The sequence below is a fragment of the Nitratireductor alexandrii genome (assembly GCF_004000215.1).
In the GTDB taxonomy this organism is placed as follows: Bacteria; Pseudomonadota; Alphaproteobacteria; order Rhizobiales; family Rhizobiaceae; genus Mangrovimarina; species Mangrovimarina alexandrii.
The window spans coordinates 72,039-89,778 of record NZ_RBVY01000003.1 but is presented as its reverse complement, the minus strand read 5'-3'; the positions used below and the strand labels follow the sequence as shown (position 1 = coordinate 89,778).

General features: G+C 64.4%; 19 protein-coding genes and 1 pseudogene. 4 read left to right on the top strand and 16 right to left on the bottom strand.

Annotated elements, in window-relative coordinates; translation table 11 throughout:
* Positions 1–197: 197 nt before the first annotated feature.
* Positions 198–986 (bottom strand): carbon-nitrogen hydrolase family protein, encoded by a 789-nt coding sequence (locus tag EP380_RS07055; protein WP_127597676.1) that lies wholly within the window; start codon positions 984–986, stop codon positions 198–200.
* A gap of 23 nt (positions 987–1,009) precedes the next feature.
* Positions 1,010–1,972: an agmatinase gene (speB, locus tag EP380_RS07050; protein ID WP_127597674.1), complete on the bottom strand. Its 963-nt coding sequence runs from the start codon at positions 1,970–1,972 to the stop codon at positions 1,010–1,012.
* 439 nt (positions 1,973–2,411) lie between these two features.
* On the opposite strand from speB, the gene EP380_RS07045 reads away from it, so the two are divergent.
* Complete coding sequence (locus EP380_RS07045; protein WP_164749789.1) at positions 2,412–3,515, top strand: FAD-dependent oxidoreductase; 1,104 nt, start codon at positions 2,412–2,414, stop codon at positions 3,513–3,515.
* 1 nt (position 3,516) lies between these two features.
* Here the strand turns inward: EP380_RS07045 and EP380_RS07040 are convergent, their stop codons facing one another.
* The 8 genes from EP380_RS07040 to EP380_RS07005 all read right to left on the bottom strand — a co-directional run bounded on the left by EP380_RS07040 (position 3,517) and on the right by EP380_RS07005 (position 11,608).
* On the bottom strand, positions 3,517–4,014 hold the full coding sequence (locus EP380_RS07040) for a RidA family protein (protein ID WP_127597670.1): 498 nt from the start codon (positions 4,012–4,014) through the stop codon (positions 3,517–3,519).
* A gap of 69 nt (positions 4,015–4,083) precedes the next feature.
* The gene (locus EP380_RS07035) at positions 4,084–5,049 is read right to left on the bottom strand and encodes an ABC transporter ATP-binding protein (RefSeq protein WP_127597668.1); all 966 of its coding nucleotides are present in this window, start codon (positions 5,047–5,049) and stop codon (positions 4,084–4,086) included.
* Positions 5,046–6,038, bottom strand: coding sequence for an ABC transporter ATP-binding protein (locus EP380_RS07030; RefSeq protein WP_106573306.1), 993 nt, complete (start codon positions 6,036–6,038; stop codon positions 5,046–5,048). The genes EP380_RS07035 and EP380_RS07030 overlap by 4 nt, the downstream gene beginning before the upstream one ends.
* Entirely contained in the window at positions 6,035–7,171 is a 1,137-nt protein-coding gene (locus EP380_RS07025; RefSeq protein ID WP_127597666.1) for an amidohydrolase family protein, read from the bottom strand. The genes EP380_RS07030 and EP380_RS07025 overlap by 4 nt, the downstream gene beginning before the upstream one ends.
* The gene (locus EP380_RS07020; RefSeq protein WP_127597664.1) at positions 7,168–8,016 is read right to left on the bottom strand and encodes an ABC transporter permease; all 849 of its coding nucleotides are present in this window, start codon (positions 8,014–8,016) and stop codon (positions 7,168–7,170) included. Before EP380_RS07020 ends, EP380_RS07025 begins: the two co-directional genes overlap by 4 nt.
* Complete coding sequence (locus EP380_RS07015; protein ID WP_127597662.1) at positions 8,009–8,929, bottom strand: ABC transporter permease; 921 nt, start codon at positions 8,927–8,929, stop codon at positions 8,009–8,011. Before EP380_RS07015 ends, EP380_RS07020 begins: the two co-directional genes overlap by 8 nt.
* Positions 8,930–8,942: 13 nt before the next feature.
* Positions 8,943–10,547, bottom strand: a complete 1,605-nt coding sequence (locus EP380_RS07010) for an ABC transporter substrate-binding protein (RefSeq protein WP_164749788.1) — start codon at positions 10,545–10,547, stop codon at positions 8,943–8,945.
* Positions 10,548–10,603: 56 nt separating this feature from the next.
* Positions 10,604–11,608: a pyridoxal-phosphate dependent enzyme gene (locus EP380_RS07005; RefSeq protein ID WP_164749787.1), complete on the bottom strand. Its 1,005-nt coding sequence runs from the start codon at positions 11,606–11,608 to the stop codon at positions 10,604–10,606.
* Positions 11,609–11,765: 157 nt separating this feature from the next.
* On the opposite strand from EP380_RS07005, the gene EP380_RS07000 reads away from it, so the two are divergent.
* From EP380_RS07000 to EP380_RS23975, 3 genes and pseudogenes are all read left to right on the top strand, one after another.
* Complete coding sequence (locus EP380_RS07000; RefSeq protein WP_238719770.1) at positions 11,766–12,560, top strand: IclR family transcriptional regulator; 795 nt, start codon at positions 11,766–11,768, stop codon at positions 12,558–12,560.
* A 115-nt stretch (positions 12,561–12,675) separates the two neighbouring features.
* Positions 12,676–13,101: an amidohydrolase family protein gene (locus EP380_RS06995; protein WP_127597656.1), complete on the top strand. Its 426-nt coding sequence runs from the start codon at positions 12,676–12,678 to the stop codon at positions 13,099–13,101.
* A 15-nt stretch (positions 13,102–13,116) separates the two neighbouring features.
* A pseudogene (locus tag EP380_RS23975) lies at positions 13,117–13,335 on the top strand (amidohydrolase family protein); the annotation flags it as partial.
* Positions 13,336–13,547: 212 nt separating this feature from the next.
* Here the strand turns inward: EP380_RS23975 and EP380_RS06985 are convergent.
* The 6 genes from EP380_RS06985 to EP380_RS06960 all read right to left on the bottom strand — a co-directional run bounded on the left by EP380_RS06985 (position 13,548) and on the right by EP380_RS06960 (position 17,626).
* Positions 13,548–13,715 (bottom strand): Flp family type IVb pilin, encoded by a 168-nt coding sequence (locus EP380_RS06985; protein WP_106573299.1) that lies wholly within the window; start codon positions 13,713–13,715, stop codon positions 13,548–13,550.
* 138 nt (positions 13,716–13,853) lie between these two features.
* Positions 13,854–14,171, bottom strand: a complete 318-nt coding sequence (locus EP380_RS06980; protein ID WP_238719769.1) for a hypothetical protein — start codon at positions 14,169–14,171, stop codon at positions 13,854–13,856.
* A 122-nt stretch (positions 14,172–14,293) separates the two neighbouring features.
* The gene (locus EP380_RS06975; protein WP_106573297.1) at positions 14,294–14,713 is read right to left on the bottom strand and encodes a (deoxy)nucleoside triphosphate pyrophosphohydrolase; all 420 of its coding nucleotides are present in this window, start codon (positions 14,711–14,713) and stop codon (positions 14,294–14,296) included.
* Positions 14,710–15,486, bottom strand: a complete 777-nt coding sequence (locus EP380_RS06970; protein ID WP_238719768.1) for a GNAT family N-acetyltransferase — start codon at positions 15,484–15,486, stop codon at positions 14,710–14,712. Before EP380_RS06970 ends, EP380_RS06975 begins: the two co-directional genes overlap by 4 nt.
* 13 nt (positions 15,487–15,499) lie before the next feature.
* The gene (gene argJ, locus EP380_RS06965) at positions 15,500–16,741 is read right to left on the bottom strand and encodes a bifunctional glutamate N-acetyltransferase/amino-acid acetyltransferase ArgJ (protein WP_127597650.1); all 1,242 of its coding nucleotides are present in this window, start codon (positions 16,739–16,741) and stop codon (positions 15,500–15,502) included.
* A 24-nt stretch (positions 16,742–16,765) separates the two neighbouring features.
* Positions 16,766–17,626, bottom strand: a complete 861-nt coding sequence (locus tag EP380_RS06960; protein WP_127597648.1) for a peptidylprolyl isomerase — start codon at positions 17,624–17,626, stop codon at positions 16,766–16,768.
* Positions 17,627–17,740: the final 114 nt, after the last annotated feature.

The window sequence follows — 17,740 nt, the reverse complement described above, 5'->3', positions numbered from 1 at the left end:
TTCAGAAGCCGGTGCCATCGCAACCGGGCGGCGTTCTTGGGCAGGAACGGTTAAACAGTTGTGCCGCAGACGTTGGTGTCGGGTGCGCCACGGTTGCGTGCACGCGCCGGACTAGGCTTTCGTCGTATCAGTTGCATGACCTCTCCTCCCGTAGTGACATGCGTTGTGTGAAACCGTGCGTTTTTCGTCAACGCGTTCTAGGTGCGCGTATGCAATGCCCCCTGACGAAGGTCGGCAAGCTGAGTGCTCGGCGGCGGGGTGTCACGGTCGTCGACGCGCGGCGTCGAACAGCATAGAAGCGCAGTTCCAGTGGAACCGGCCCGGGCAAGGTCGCATCCATCCGGTCCGACAATGCAACTCATCCCCGTATAGACGAGATCGCGCTCGGTCCCTGCCAGATTGGCATAGACGATGCCGGTGCCGTTTTCGAGCGCTCGCGCACGCACAAGTGTCGTGGGAACTTCCGTGTATGGCATCATGTTGGCAGTGGGTGCGCAGATCAAATCGGCGCCCTCCCTGACGAGCGCCCTGGCCATTTCGGGAAACTCAATATCATAGCAGATCGCGAGCCCGACCCGCCATCCGCCCATCGCCGCCACGCAAACCTCGTCGCCTGGGGCGAAGGTATGCCGCTCCTCGGCGTCAAAGAGATGGATTTTCCGATAAGAACCGCACCGGCCCCCGGTCTCGTCGATCGCTACAGCCGCATTGAAGACCTTGTCGCCGACACGTTCCGGCATGCCGAATATGAGCCCTATCCGGTTCGCCCTCGCTATCTCGCAAATTGCCGACACCGATTGTCCGTCAACGCCCTCGGCGAGGTCGTGGAGAGCGGCCTTGCCGATATTATAGCCGGTCAGGAACAGTTCGGGGAACGTGAGCAGTCTGGCGCCGGTCGTGGCGGCGGCGCGCGCGGCACGCTGTATCGCAGCGATATTGTCCGGTTTCGATCCGGCGACCGGCAGCCCTTGATACAATGCGAGCATAGCGGGCCTTCCGGTATCGGGGCCTATGCGAGCGTACCCGCCAAGGCTTCCAGAACGATCCTGACGGCGAGTCGGCTTGTGATGCCGTCGTGATCGTAGGGTGGGGAGACCTCGACCATATCCATGCCGCCAAGTCCGCCTCTGCTCAATTCCGACACCAGCGCAATTGCCTCGCGGGAGGTGAGGCCGCCTGCGGCGGGAACGCCGGTGCCGGGAGCGTAGGCGCCGTCGATTGCGTCGATGTCGAATGTCAGATAGACGCTGTCGGTCCCGGTGCCGGCGATCGCGCGGGCTTCCTTGGCAACCGTCTGAGGACCTTTGTCCAGCACCATTTCCAGCGGCATCAGGGTGATCCCCTTCTGCCGCGCATAGTCGAACTCCGCCTTCGGGTTTAGCCACCCGTTGGTGCCGATGATCACGATCTTGGCAGGGTCGAAGCCGGCGTCGACAGCGCGTGCGATCGGGCACGCATGATTGAGCTCTTCGCCGCCGACATCGACGGCGGTATCGAAATGGCTGTCGATGAGTATCAGGCCGGGATTGGCGTAGCGCTTCTTGAAAGCGCGTGCACAGGCGATGGTGATGGAATGGTCGCCTCCGAAGGTCACCGGCATCGCACCGCCGTTCAGGACTTCGAGGATCATCCGCTCGGCCCGTTCCATGGTCCTCACCGCAGCGCCGGGGATGACCGCGACGTCGCCGCAATCGGCAAACTTGTAGTGATCGGATAGGTCCAGATCGAGATTGGCATTGTAAAACCCGAACTGGTCGCTCGCTTCGCGAAGCGCCCGGGGCCCGTAGTTGGTTCCGGTACGGCTGATGCACATAGCGTCCCAGGGAAACCCGATGAACGCAGCCGTGATTCCCTGTCGTCTCAGCATCTCGGCATCAGCGCGCAAGCTAGGCAGTCGCATGAAGGTTCCGCCGGTGCCCGCATGCAGCAAGCCTGCGAACGCGTTCGCGCCGTCGATCATCGCCTCGGACATGGGCAGTTCCTTCTTCGCCTTGCGGTGGTGTTCGATCACTCGGGTCGAACAGAGCCTTTGCGATTTCGGGCATGCTGGCAATGGTGGCTTCCGTCACCAGCGCCATTCGCACGTCTCGGCGAGATGGCTTGCGGCATTTGTCGGCGGGCCTTCCGAGTGCGCTTGCTGAGATCGGCTCTTGCATGAGCTTGGTCTTCCGGGCGTTCGAATGACGACGGTCATCATTGTCCTGTTGATCGAACTTGTCAGAATGTCTGCGCATGGTCGTATCGAGACGATGGCGGCCGTTCGGGAGGAGCCGGCGATGCCGTTGTCGACAGCGGGCTGTTGAGCGCCTAGCAGATGGCCTGCGCGGATTTGAAATATGCGGCTTCGCGGTTAGCTCCTCGGCATCCTATAGGTGCCGCCAACGCGAAAAATGATCGGGAGAATTCATCTTATGACCAAGCGCGCGCTCGTTTGCGGAGCCGGTATCAGCGGACTCTCGGCAGGGATATGTCTGTCCCAACTGGGGTGGGACGTGACCGTGTTCGAGAGGGACAGCGAATTGCGTACGGCGGGCGCGGGCCTGAATCTCTGGCCGAACGGCGTGCGTGTCTTGAAGACCCTGGGCCTGGGTACCCAATACGCGGAAATTTCGTCGAGCCTGAACTACTATCGAACGTTTTCGTCGAGCGGAGAAGTTATCGCCGTAGATGATCTGAGGAACTGGGAAGATCGTTACGGTGCGTCATTGTCCGGTGTTTTCCGCCGGGATTTGAGCCGAATACTCGCTGATGCCCTTGGCCGCGATCGTCTTCGCCTCGGCCGGCAGGTCGTCAGCGTCGAACAGGGCGATAGCGTCGTGTGCCGGTTCGCCAACGGTGAAGTGGCCGAAGGCGACTTGCTGGTGGGTGCCGACGGTATCAACTCGATCGTCCGCGATTGCGTCTTCGGATATCACACGTTCAGTTCGGACGGACTGGTGCGCTGGCGTGGCCTGTTCGATCTCGCCGATGTCGACGTCGATCCCCTCTCGGAGGCTGAAGTCTGGGGCCAGGACGGGCATTTCGGTTATCTCCCGATCGGACACGGACGCGCCTATTGGTTCGCGGCGGCGGACGGAATCACCCAGGATACCAACGCAGTCGTGGCGCATTTCAGCGACTGGAAGGGTAGTCCGGTTCCAGACCTGATTGCGGCCACGGACCCCGCCTCGATCATCCGCAGCGACCTCCACGATTTCGTGCGGCCCTTGCCGCATTGGTCCAAAGGGCGCGTTACCCTGGCAGGAGACGCGGCACATCCGATGCTGCCGGGAATGGCGCAAGGCGCCAATCAGGCACTTGAGGACATCCAGGCGCTCGGGACCGTTCTTGATTCATGTTCCGACGTGGAAGCGGCGTTGCAGGTTTACGAACAGGTTCGCATCCCGTTGGTCGCACCGATTGTGCAGTATTCCCGCTCTCTCTTCGACTTTGAGGATCAGAGCGAATTGACGAGCGGCCATCGGAATCCGCTTTTCGATCGCTACGATCGTTTTGTGGAGCGAAGGGAGCCCTGAGTCAGTGCGGGTCGACCGCGACGACCAGTTCTATCTCGACGGTGATGTTTCCCGGCAGCGATCCCAGTCCGACGGCTGAGCGCGCATGCTGGCCGTTTTCGCCGAATGTCATGACGAGCAGATCGGAACAGCCGTTGATGACGTCGGGATGGTGGGCGAAGTCCGGGGTTGCGTTGACCATGCCCAGGAGCTTGACCACGCGCCTGACGCGGTGAAGCTCGCCGAGGGCGGCGCGCATGACCGAAAGCAGGTTCATGCCGGTCAGCCGCGCATGCGCGTAGGCCTGTTCGACCGAAACATCGGCGCCCACTTTGCCGGTATGCAGGCGTCCGTCGGCCTCACGCGGCCCCTGGCCGGACAGGAACAGAAGCTCGCCCTCGCGCACATGCGTCAGGAAGTTGCCGATCGGCGGCGGGGGAGGCGGCAGAACGACCCCCATTTGGGCAAGCCGTTCCTCGGGGGAGCGACCGGCCGCCGGGCCGGAACATGCGAGATTCATCGAAGACTCCATGATTGCCGAACGCAGGACTTGCGTTGGCCGTGTCCGCGCCGGCGGCGCGGCGGTTGATCAATCAGCATGGTGGCACGCGGTCTCGGCGCCGGACGCAACACGGCGCAGAAGCGGCCGCTCGCGGCGGCAGATGTCGGTCGCGGCCGGGCAACGCGGATGGAACGCGCAGCCGGAGGGCGGGTCCAGCGGACTGGGCACCTCGCCGCGCGGCACCTTGAGGCGACGGTGGCGGCGCGACGGATCGGGCTTGGGCACGGCATCCATCAGCGTGCGCGTATAGGGGTGGCTGGGCTGCTGATAGACACGCGCGGTGTCGCCGATTTCCACGATGCGGCCCAGATACATCACCGCGACCCGGTCGCTGATGTGCTGCACGATGCCGAGATCGTGCGCGACGAACAGATAGGCGAGACCGAATTCGCGCTGGATGTCCGACATCAGGTTGACAACCTGTGCCTGGATCGACACGTCCAGGGCCGATACCGGTTCGTCGGCGATGATCAGAGCCGGATTGAGCGCCAGGGCGCGGGCGATCGCCAGCCGCTGGCGCTGGCCGCCGGAGAATTTCGACGGCACGTTGCGCATCTGGTCCGGCCGCAATCCGACCTTTTCGAACAGGTCGGCGACCCGCTCGCGTCGCCGCGCGGCGCCGCGCATGCCGCTGACCAGAAGCGGCTCGGCGACGATATCCTGGGCGCGCTGTCGCGGATCGAGCGAACCGTTCGGATCCTGGAAAATCATCTGCACGCGGCGTCGCAACGGGCGCATGCGGCGATGGGACAAATGGGAAATGTCGATGCCGTCGAGAAGGATATTTCCGGCGCTCGGCTCAAGCAGCCTGACGATCATCTTGCCGACGGTCGACTTGCCGCAGCCCGATTCGCCAACCAGGCCGAGCGTTTCGCCCGCGGCGATGGAGAAGGAAACGTCGTCGACGGCGTGAACGGTTCGCGCCTTACCGGCGAGCCCGCCGGCAATGGTGAAGCGCTTGCCCAGATTGCTGACCTCAAGCAGCTTGCTCATGCCGCGCCTTTCATCGGATACCAGCATGCCGCGCGGTGTCCGGGCGCCATGTCGGACAGTGGCGGTCGTTCGTCCTCGCATCGCTGCCGGGCTCGCGGGCAGCGCGGCGCAAAGGCGCAGCCGCGGGGCAGGGCCCACAGTGCGGGCACGGTGCCGGGAATTTCGGCAAGACGGCCGCGTTCGGTGGCGCGGCCGGCCTCGGCGATATGCGGGATCGAACCGAGCAGGCCGTGGGTGTAGGGGTGCTGGGGGGCGGCAAACAATCGTTCGGTCGTCGTCTCCTCGACAATCCTGCCGGCATACATGACGGCCACGCGGTCGGCCGTTTCGGCGACGACGGCCAGATCATGGGTGATCAGGATCGTCGCGGCGCCGACGGCGGCCTGCAGGTCGCGGAACGTTTCCAGGATCTGGGCCTGGGTGGTCACGTCCAGCGCCGTGGTCGGCTCGTCGGCGATCAGCACATCCGGATCGCAGGCCAGTGCGAGCGCGATCACCACGCGTTGGCGCATGCCGCCCGACATTTGGTGCGGATAGTCGTCGAAACGCCGCTTCGGATCGGGTATGCGCACCTGTTCGAAGATCTCTTCCACGCGCCGTCTGGCGGCGGCGGCGTCGAGCCCCTTGTGCAGGCGCAGGGCCTCGGCGACCTGCGGGCCGACGCGCATCGACGGATTGAGCGATGTCATCGGTTCCTGGAAGATCAGGCCGATGCGATTTCCCCTTATCGAGCGCAGGCTGGCCTCGCTCGCCGCGGCAAGGTCGAGTTCGTCGAACAGGATGCGGCCCTTGCTGATCCGCGCGACCGGCTCGGGCAAGAGTCGCATGATCGCCAGGGCGGTCATGCTCTTGCCCGAGCCGGATTCTCCCACCAGCGCAAGCACTTCGCCGCGCGCGACGGTGAAGGACAGATCGCTTACGGCATCGAATGTGCGGTCCCGGGCGGACAGTTCCACGGTTAGGTCCTGGATCGAGAGAAGCGGCGTCATCCGGTGCCGTCCCGCCCGGCGAGCGCCGGGATGAGCGCGACCGCGTTGTCGCGCAGGATGGCGCGTCGATCCCGGTCCGAAAGATAGTCGGCGTAGTGGGTGAAATAGGTCAGCGACTGCCCATAGGTGCAGTAGCGGTCGACATTGGGCGCGTCGGAGCCCCACAGGAAGCGCTCCGCGCCGAAGCGCTCGACCAATTGGCGGATATGAAGGTGCGCGCGCGGGTAGGGGTAGTCCTGCCGCCCGCCCCAGGCGATCGGGTAGAGAATTTCGGCGGAAACCGGCGCCTGGGAAAGCAGTGTGTCGATCACGGCGGGAAGCGTGAGACGATCCTGGTCGTCGGCATAAAGCGATGTCGGCACGCCGTGAACCAGAACATGGCGAATGCCGGGAAAGCGCTCCACGATGCGTTCCAGATGGCGCATCTCGTCTTCATAGGTGCCAACCGGCGAGTTTGCCGACTGGACCCAGAACACCGGCAGGCCGCTCTGCTCGATGAAGCGCCAGAAGGGGTCGTAGACGGCGTCGGAGTGCATTGGCCGATAGCCGCTGCGAAACAGCCCCGTCGTGGTAAAATAGACGCCTGCCATCTTCAGACGACCGATCTCGTCGGCAAGGCGCTGCAGTTCCTCGTCGGTATAGGCGAAGGCCTCCTCGACCTGGGCAAGGCCGACCAAGCGGCCCGGATGCGCGCCTGCCGCGGCGGCAAAATCCTTGGCCAGATTGCCGTAAATATGGTCGTTTTGGAGAATCGCGGCCGCAACACCGGCATTGTCCATGAACGCCAGCAGCTTTTCGGCGCTCATCGACAGGTCGTCCATCCAGGGTGGCAGGAACTGAACGTAAAAATCCTCGCCGCCGCTCGTCCATTCGAAGCGGCCGAACCGCCCGGCCCGGAAGGCGCAGTCGCGCCGGCCCGCAGGTGACGGGTCGGTCTGGTTCCACAGCATGCGCTCGGTGACCAGGGAGCCGTCGCGGGTTCGGCGGTAGGGTTGGTTTCCATGCATGTGCATGGCGCGCTGCTGGTGCAGCCGGTGCGTTTCCACGTCGGGAAAACCGGCAGCACCGGCGGCCGGGGGGAAGATGTGGGCGTGGCAGTCGATGATGCCGAAATCCATTGTGGACACCGTCATGAGCTTGAACCTGGATCGAACACGTCGCGCAGACCGTCGCCGAAGGCGTTGAAGGCGAGAACGAGGAGGGAGATCGCGATGCCCGGGGCGATCACGAGGTGCGGGGCCATGGTCAGATATTCCCGGCTGGCGCCGAGCATGGTTCCCCATTCGGGCGCGGGTGGCTGGACACCGAGCCCGAGGAAACCCAGCGCCGAGCCGATCAGCACCGCCTGGCCCGCATTGAGGCTGAGCTCGATGATGATGACAGTCGCCGCGTTGGGCAGGATGTGGCGCAGGAGGATGCGCGTATGGCTCATGCCCACGGTGATTGAGGCGGCGACGAAATCTTCCTGTGCGAGTTCGATCACCCGGCCCCGGACAAGCCGTGCCAGCGGCGGGATGAAGCTCGCCGTGATGGCGATGGTGAGCCCGGTTGCGCTGGAGCCGGCAACCGAGGCGATGGCGATCGCAAGCACGATGTTGGGCACGGTCAGCAGGAGATCGATGATCCCGGTGACCACGCGGTCGGTTACGCCGCCGAAATAACCGGCAATGGCGCCCAGCGCGACCCCGCCAATGCCGGCGAAAAGGACCGAAGCGAGTGCAATCGATAGCGTATAACGCGTGCCGACGATGATGCGCGAAAGGATGTCGCGCCCGACATTGTCGGTGCCGAGAAGATGGGCCGCCGAGGGCGGCTCGAGCATCGCGAAAAGGTCCTGGGCGTTGGGATCGTGTGGCGCCACGACCTCGCCGAAAAGTGCCAACAGTGCGAAGACTGCCAGCAGGCTCACGCCCAGCCACAGGAACACGTTGACGCCTCGTCGCCGCCTTGCCGGCCGTGCCGGCGTGACCTCATGCATAGCGCAACCTCGGATTGACGAAGCGATAGATGATCTCGACGGCGATGTTGATGACGAGGAAGGATACGACGAAGATCAGCGCGATCGCCTGAACGAGCGTGTAGTCGCGCACCGAGACCGCCGTCAGCATCAGGTCGCCGATGCCCGGCCATGCGCAGAGCCTTTCGATGACCACCGACCCGCCGAGCAGATATCCCGTTTGAAGGCCGATCACGGTAACCGTCGGGATCATCACATTGCGCAACACGTGTCCACGCAACACGCCGTCATGGGAAAGACCCTTGGCGCGCGCGGTGCGTACATAGTCCTTGCGCAGTTCCTCAATCACGACGCCCCGCGTCATCCTGGCCACCAACGCGATCAGCCGTGCGGCGAGCGCGAGCGTTGGAATGACCAGCGATGCCGGTCCCGCTGCGCCGAAACTGGGCAGCAGTCCGAGATTGACCGACAGGAAGGCGATCAGCAGCATGCCGAGCCAGAAATTCGGCACCGCGAGCAGGCCCACGACGGTGAAGGAGATCAGGTAGTCCGGCCATCGATTGCGGAAGGCGGCGGCGACGATGCCGGCGGGTATGCCCGCAAGGATGGTCAGCACGATGGCCGATACCGTCAGGGCGACCGTGGCCGGCAGTCTGTCGACGATATGGGGAAGCGGATTGCCGCGGAAGGTGGTGGAATAGCCGAAATCCCCGACGGCGAGGCCCGCGAGATGCTTGAGATATTGTTCCGCCAGGGGGCGGTCGAGGCCGAGCCGGATGCGCACCGCCTCGATCTCTTCCTGGGTTGCGGTGGCTCCGGCGACGAAGGCCGCTTCGTCGCCGGGCACCGACTTGAAGATGATGAACAGGATCGTCACGACTCCCAGCACCACCAGGGGAATCATCGCAAAACGCTTGACGAGGAACCTGAACATCTGCCGCCGGTCGTTATGCCTTGGAGGCGTTGCGCAATGTCGTAAAGACGATTGGCAGCACGCCCAGACCGGAGACGGACTTGCCGGCCGCCGACACGTTCTCGTTGATCTGCAGCCACAGATAGGGCGCGTCTTCCCAAATCAGCGCCTGGGCCTCGCCGAGCGCGTCGAGGCGCGCGGATTCCTCGGGCGCGCTGCTGGCCGTCTCCAGAAGCGCGTCGACCTTTTCGTTGCGGTAGCGGGCGATATTCCAGACATCCGGCTTGCCGTTATCGTCGGCGTTCGACTTGAACAGCGAGGCCAGGTGATAGGTGCCGGACGCGTTGGAAGGATTGAACCCGAACATCGCCATGTCCCAGGCGAGGTTGGCCTTGTCCTGGCGCAGGTGATCCCAGTAGGCGCCCTTCTCGATCTTGTTGATCGCGGCGTCGACGCCGACCTGTCGCAGCGAGGCCGCGACGATTTCCGCCACTGCGACGTCGCCCGGGAACAGACCGTCCGGCGCGAAGAAGGACAGGCTGAGCTTCTCGCCGTCCTTTTCCAGGATGCCGTCGGCGCCCGCGCTATAGCCGGCCTCGGCGAGCAGGGCTTTGGCCTTGGCCTGATCGAACACGGTTTCGCCCACCGTCCTGTGGCCGATGGCGTCGAAGGCCAGCGGCGAATCGGGCGCCTTGGCGAAGCCGAAGAAGACCCGCTCGGCGATCGTCGCCACGGGAACGGCGAGATTGAGCGCCTTGCGCAGCTTCACGTCCTGCAAAGCGGGCCGGGTGAGATTGAAGGCGAGACCGATCGGGCGCAGACCCGGGCGGCGTGCGATCTCGATGTCGGCATTGCCGGAGAGCTGACCGACCAGATGCACCGGTACGGCGTCGATGACGTCGACCGCTCCGGTGGTCAACGCGTTGATGCGCGTTGCCGGTTCGGCGATGAAGCGGAAGACGATTCCAGTCGCGCCCGGCGCGCCGCCCCAGTATCCGTCATAGGCCTTGAGCACCAGTTCCTGTCCGGCGTTGAAGGAGTCCAGCCTATAGGGGCCCGCACCGACCGGGTTCTGGGCAAAGCCGTCCTCGCCGAACTTCTCGATCGCCGCCGGCGAGACGATCGCCCCGGAGCCATGGGCGAGCGTGTTCGGCAGTTGTGCAAAAGGCGCCGACATGCGGATGACGATCGTGGTGTCATCGACCATGTCGACACCCGAGATCGGGTCCCAGAGCGGCCTGTTGGTGGTGTTGATCTCCTTGTTCATCATCCGCTCGATGTTGAACTTGACGGCTGCCGCGTCGCAGGGGGTTCCGTCATGGAAGGTAACACCGCTGCGCAGCTTCAACTCGCAGGACTTGAGATCGTCGCTCATGCGGTAGGATTCGGCGAGCTGCGGCACGATCGTCATGTCGGCATCGAAGTCCAGCAGCCGGTCGAAAAGCACGAGCGCCGCCTCGTAGCCGCCGGGATAGCCCGTGAACGCCCCGTGCGCCGGATCGAGCGTCAGCACGGCGGTGCTTTGGCCGAAGGTGATCACACCCTGGCTTGTTTGGGCGAAAGCCCGGAGCGTCGTTGCCGGCAGTGCCGACAGGAGCATGGCGCCTGCCGCGCCGGTGAGAAGTGTTCTGCGTTGCATGACTATTCCCCTTTTCTTCGTTGACATTGCCGGGTGCGGACTTTGCGCGTCGCGCGTCAGAGCCATAATTCGTTCCAGGTGAAGATCGCCGGTGTGCCGCCGGTATGGACAAACACCACCACGTCGTCGCTTGCGAAGCGGCCCTCGCGCACATGCGCGACAAGGCCGGCGGCCGCCTTGCCGGTATAGATAGGGTCGAGAATGATACCCTCGGTTCGGGCGAACAGGCGCACGGCCTCGTTGCCGGCCTCGCTCGGGATGCCGTAACCCTCGCCGACGAAATCGTCGAAATTGACCACGTCCTTTTCGTCGACGGTTACGTCCAGTCCGATGGCCGTGCTGGTCTGGTTGGCGATGGTTGCGGTGCGCGAGGGAATGTGGAACTCGTCCGTGGCGGTCACGCCATGCATGGCGAAGCGCAGGTCGAGCAGTTTTTGGGCCAGAATCATGCCCGCCTGCCCCTTGCCGCTTGACGACATGTAAATGCAATCGGGCGTCTTTCCGAGTGCGTCAAGCTGCTCGACGATCTCCAGCGTCACTTCCAGATAGGCAACGGCGGAGGCGACGTCGAACATCGGGTTGTCGTTGAGGATGTGCGGGCGTCCGCCGCCGGCACGAACAGCCGCGGCCAGACGGTCGAGCATCGTGCGCTGTTCGTGGACGTCGGCGGCGAAATGAACCTCGGCGCCCAAAAGATAGTCGACCAGAAGATTGCCCTGGATCGTGTCGGGCCGACGCCCTTCCAGCACGAGGACGGTTCGCAGGCCCAGCTTGTTGCAGGCGCCGACGGTCTGGCGTGCCGAATTCGATTGCAGGTCGAGACCGACGATGACGGTGTCGGGCTCGTCCTTCATCGCGTGGGCGAGCCGGAACTCGAGGTTGCGCAGCTTGTTGCCGCCGAGCGCCACACCGGTCAGATCGTCGCGCTTGACGAAGATGCGCGGACCGCCGAGCACGCGGGAAAGGTTTCCGGCTTCCTCGAGCGGCGTTTTCTTGAGCGCGATATCGAGGCGCGGCAGCGTCGCGATCGATTGGCGGATGCGCTCATGGATCCCAGGCAAGCCACTCATCCCAACCTCACCGAAATCCCCTTGTCGGCAACGCTCGCCCCTTGTCGGAAGGCGGCGGATTGCGCGTCGCTCGTGATGAAATTTGTCCTATATACAGGACAATTGTCTTGTGTTAAAGACAGAATAGCATTGACGGAGAAATACGCAAGTGGAGCAGGACGTGGGGATTGATGCCGAAGGTCGGGCGTCGCGCGCGAAACCCGCGGCTCGACGAGAACGCAGCGTCGATCGCATCGTGCAGATTCTGGAGTTTCTGCATGGTCACGGCGAGGGCATCCGTATCGGGGCCCTGGCAAAGGCCTTGGATGCGCCACGCTCGTCGATCTACACCGTCGTCAATGACCTGACCGATGCCGGGCTCCTAGAAGTATCCTCGGACGACGGGCGCATCTTTTTCGGCAAGCGGATGTATCTCTACGGTCTGAACTATATCCGCGAGAATTCGCTCGCCAAGCGCGCGCGCGCGGAAGTCGATCGGCTGGCGAAGGAAACCGGCGAGACCAGCGAATTCTGCATGCTGCAGACCGGCCGCTATACAATTATGCACATGTGCCCGGGCACCCGGCCCTTCCGCATCAGTTCCGCCGTCGGCCTGCAAATTCCGATTCCTTGGACGGCGTCGGGAAGGCTTTTGCTTGCCGGACATAGCCGCGCGGAGATCGAGGCACTGATCGTGCCGGAGGATCTGGTGCTCCCCGACGGGCGCCGGATCATGATCGACGATTTCATCGACGCCATCGCACAGGCCCGGCAAGACGGCTATTGCCTGACGAAAGGATTGGTCGACGCGTATACGCAATGCCTTGCGGCGCCAATCTACAATGCCGAGGATCAGGTGGAAGCCACGATCTGCTTGGTGCTGCCGATCGACCTGTCCGACGATCAGACGGCAGTCCTTCGTGACCGGCTCCTGCGGAGCGGACAGGCGCTGTCCACACGCTAGGCTCATGCCTCTTTGCTCATAGCCAGAAGACAATTGTTGCGGCGAGCGTGAGCGTACCCTTCGCGCCGCCGGATCGCCTCAGGCCGGCTGGGCGGGTTTCAATTTCGATACGTCGTTGCCGCACGAGAAGCTCAAGCCGCTTCTTGTCGAATGCGCCCGTTACGGCATCCGCGTTACCGGGATATTCCCCCTTATGCTGGATCTGTTCCGCGACGTGGATGTTGAAGCGCCGATTTCAGGCCAGCGCTGGGTGTTCGGCCACATTGCCAACCTGACGGCAGACGACATCGCCGCAATTCGCGATCTCGGTCTGGTGATCACGACACATACCAGCAGCTTTCTGTACAAAGGCGGCCTTGCGCTGCTCGAGCGGTTGGGGCCCGAGTGGGAAGATGAAATCGTGCCCTTGCGCGCGCTCGTGGATGCAGGGGTGCCGGTATCGTTTGGTTCCGACAACCTGCCGCCCAGCCTTTTTCATTCGTTTTGGCATGCCGTGGCTCGTCGGGAGCGCAGCACCGTCCGCGTTATTGGCGCGCAGTAGGCGCTCACCCGGCCCCAAGCGTTGCGTTGCATGACAATGGGTGGCGCATATCTGGCACAGGAGGAGCGGAACAGAGGATCTCTCGAGCCACAAAAACTGGCGAACCTGGCCGTGCTGTCAAGCGACCCGCTGACCTGCCCGGAAGATGATCTACGCGATATCAAGGCCGAGCTGACGGTGGTGGGCGGCAAAGTCGTTCACGCCTCTGCATCCGGTGGCGGGGCCACCGGGTAGGCACTTTCGCCACCGTCTTCGCGGCGGCGGGTTCATGGGCGCTGATCTGGTGAAACGCGGTTTCTTTGTGGACATCCGCCCGGCCGTTCTACGGGATATTTCTCCAAGTCTGCCGTACGGGATGTGTGGTCCAGCGATCTATCAGTGCGGTCAAATTGCCTCGTTGCCGCGATGAGCCCTGAAAACCGGTCTTGGGCTTTCAGGCTTATCGCCTAGTCGAGCCCTTGTTGCAGTTTGCTGGCGGGATCGGAGAACAGGAATTCGATCTTGTCGGCGACATTGGCGATAGCCGCCACGATCACCAACGACAACACGGTCAAAAGCACGCCGTATTCGATGAGGGTGGCGCCCGATCGGTCGTTCCAGAAACGCACAAGCATGCTCGGGCACCCTTCCTTTGCTGTAAAACTAGTCGCAAAGCGGTGAAAAAAGCTTAACGCGGACGGTTAACCGCTCCTTGCCGGCCGGTCGGTGCCGGCGGTCGCGTCGATCCCGACGGGGAAGCGCCGGGACGGCGTTCAGCAATCGCCGATCCGGCGGCCGTCGCCGTTGATGATGCAAGCCGCGCCGGGAACGGTTTGCAGCACGCTCTTGCGCACCGTGTAGGTTTTGCCCGAGCCGATCGAGCCGGTGCTGGTCATGTCCACGCCGTAGAAGCCGTCGGCGGCAACCACGCCGCCGGAAAGGCGTTTTTCGGCGAGCGGCGCCACGACGAGGCCGAGCACGACCGCGCCCGCCCCGAACAGAAGCGCCAGCCGCACCGCGCTCAAGCCGGTGCCGTTCGGGACGGAGGCAGCCTCCGTGTCATCTGCTCGCCATTCGTGTTCTGATCGCATCGGTCCATCTCCGGCAGGCGCCTCGCCGTGCCGGCATCGGCCGGCCGCTCCGGCTGAAATTGCCACGTGCGGCTAAACGATCCATTAACGCTGTTTGCGCGAATGGCGTGCCGGGCGGCAGATCACAACAGGTCGATCAGATGGGCAATCAGCGGTTCGTCGGCCGGCGGCATGGGATAGTCGCGCAGCGCGCGCGGGCGCACCCATTTGATCGCCTGCCCCTCGCGCCCGGCCGCCGTGCCGTCGAACCTGCGGCACACGAAGAGCGGCATCAGCAGGTGGAAGGTCTCGTAGCCGTGGCTGGCGAAGGTCAGCGGCGCCAGGCACGAGGCCCAGGTGGTGAGGCCGAGCTCTTCCTCCAATTCGCGGATCAACGCCGTTTCCGGCGTCTCGCCGGCCTCGACCTTGCCGCCGGGAAATTCCCACAGCCCGGCCAGCGCCTTGCCCGCCGGCCGTTGCGCGATCAGAACGCGCCCGTCCGCGTCGACCAGCGCGCAGGCGGCGACCAGAACAACCGGTTTGGCAGGCTGGCGAGAGGTCATGAGCCGGGCGGGCGCCGATAATGGTAGCGATAGGCCTCGCGAAAGCCGAGCGCGCGATAAAGGCCGAGCGCGTGGACATTGTCGGCCTCGACCTGCAGCCAGGCCTCGCGCGCGCCGCGCTGGTGGGCCCATTTCAAGGCGGTCTGCACGACGCGCCGGCCGTGGCCGCGGCCGCGCTGTTGCAACAGCGTGGCGACTTCGAACAGGCCGGCCAGGTCGCTGTCGAGAACGCAGATCGCGGTCGCCACCGGCTGGTTGTCGCCCTCGAGGACGAACAGGCCGGTCTCGGGCTCGATCGACCCGATCACCTCCGACAGGCCCGGGCGCAGGGCCGCATCGAGGGCATGAATGTCGAGGGCCGCGCCGACGAAACGTCCCACGTCCTGCAGCGGGATCTGGTCGATGACGCCCTCGAGCCCCGCCTCTTCCAGGGGCGCGTGCATGACAATCGATTCGCCGAAGCGGCTCCAGCCTTCGCGATCGAGATGACGGGCAAGGGTCTGGCCGGCCAGCGGCGACATGCGAAAGGTCAAAGGGCGGCCATAACCGTCGAAACGCCGGCGCACGCGGGCTAGTCGCTCCTCGAGCCTGCCGTCGTCGCGCGGGTCGAGCGGGTTGACAGAGTTGAGCCGTTTCGCCGGCAGGCCGGCCGTCAGCCGGACCAGCCAGGTGCCGTCGTAAACGACGAAATTCGCCGGCCAGGCGCGAAAGCCGGCCGCCTCGTAGCGCCGGACCTTGGCCAGGTCGATCCTGTTTTCGGCGTTGGTCCGCACGTCTCGTCCCCGCCTAGCTGCGGTAATCGCCGTTGATGGCGACATAGTCCTTCGTCAGATCGCAGGTCCACACGGTGGCCCGGCCGCGGCCGATGCCGATGTCGACGCCGATCGCGATGCGCTCGCCCTGCATGTAGCGCGACACGGCATCCTCCGAGTAGGACGGGTCGCGCTCGCCATCGACGGCGACCCGGTACTCGCCGAAGCTGATCGCCAGACGGTCGCGCTCGGCCGGCTCGCCGGCCTTGCCGACGGCCATGACGACACGGCCCCAATTGGCGTCCTCGCCGGCGACGGCGGTCTTGACCAGCGGCGAATTGGCGATCGACAGCGCGATGCGCTTGGCCGAACGGGCCGAGCGCGCGCCCGAGACGGTGATTTCGATTTCCTTGCGCGCGCCCTCGCCGTCGCGCACGACCTGGAGAGCGAGAGACTTCAAAATCCGGTTCAGGGCGCGCCGAAACGGCACCAGCCGCCGGTCGGCGGCGTCCTTTATGCGCGGTGCGCCGCGCCGTTCGGCGGCGCCGGTGGCAAACAGCATCAGCGTATCGCTGGTCGAGGTGTCGCTGTCGACGGTGATCGAATTGAACGACCGGCCGACGCCCTGGCGCAGCAGCGTCTGCAGGACTGGCGCCTCGATCGGCGCGTCGGTAACGACGAAGGACAGCATGGTGGCCATGTCGGGCGCGACCATGCCCGCCCCTTTGGCGATGCCGTTGACCGTCACCTCGACGCCGTCGAGCTTCACCGTGGCGGTGGCGTATTTGGGATAGGTGTCGGTCGTCATGATCGCCTTGCCCGCGTCGGCCCAGCGATCGGGTTCGGCTTCGGCGACGAGGCGGTCGAGCAGAGGGGTGAAGCGGCCGGTTTCAAGCGGCTCGCCGATGACGCCTGTCGATGCCAGGAAAACCGCTCCGGTTTCGCAGCCGGCCGCGCGCGCGGCCGCCTCGGCGGTCAACCGCGTCGCCTCCTCGCCCTTGCGCCCGGTGAAGGCGTTGGCGTTGCCGGAATTGACAACCAGGATGCGGGCCGCACCCGCCGACAGATTGGCACGGCAGAAATCGACCGGCGCCGACGGGCATTTCGAGCGCGTGAAAACGCCGGCCACCTGCGTGCCCGGCTCGAACAGCATGACCATCAGGTCGGTGCGGTCCTTATACTTGATGCCGGCGGCGGCGGTGGCGATCCGCGCCCCGTCGAGCGCCGGCAATATAGGGGCCTTTTTCGGGGCCAGCGGAGAAATGGCGGTCGACATTGGCTTGCCTCGACGAAGCGGTCTCTATTCGCTTCGGTCGAGCGAGTCGACCGTCTCCTTGAGGGCCGGATCGGCAATCTCGATTTCAGCCTTTTCGCGCAGATCCTTGACCGCGCCGAAATAGGCCTCGCGCAGAAGCAGCGAGCGCAACTGCTCCTGAACCTGTTCGAAGGCCGGCGGCTGCTGCGCGCGCTTGTCCTCGACCTTGATCACGTGGAAGCCGAACTGGGTTTCGACCGGTTGTTTCGAAAACGCCCCGACCTCGATCGCGAAGGCAGCCTTTTCGAAGGCGGGAACCATCTGGCCCGGGCCGAAATAACCGAGGTCGCCGCCCTGCGCGGCAGCTCCATCGGTCGATTTCTCCTTGGCGAGCGCCTCGAAATCCTCGCCGGCCTCGAGCTGGGCGATGATCGCCTCGGCTTCTTCCTTGGTCTTGACCAGGATATGGCGGGCGCGGATTTCATTGGCGGGCGGCGTGTCGGCGATTTCCCGGTCGTAGCGTTCGCGCACCGCTTCCTCGCCGACCTTGGCGGCGACGTTTTGCTCGACGAAGGCACTGTGCAGAGCCCGGTCGCGCAAAAACGCCATGCGGCGCTTGAACGCGTCATCGTCGGCCAGTCCGCCGGCCTCGGCGGCGGCGGCAAGAAGCCGGATCTCAATGATGGCGGAAAGCGCCGCCGCACGGCGCTTTTCCGGCGGCAGCTGATTGAATTGCGGATCAAGATCGCTCTCGGCGATGGCGAGGTCGCCCTCGGTGATCGGTGCGCCGTTGACGGTCGCGACCACGTCCGTTTCGGCCGCGAAACCGGCCGTGGCGGCGCAGATCGAGAACGCCAATGCTGCTCCGCAGGCAAGCAGGGGGCGGAAGGCGTAGGACACGGGCATCAAATGTCTCCAGAAAACAGCGCGCAGAATGGCGCCAATATGGGCGTCAATACGGCGAAAATCCGCGTGTCACCGCTCCCCGGCGTCAAGTTGACATCACGGTGGCCCCCTCTT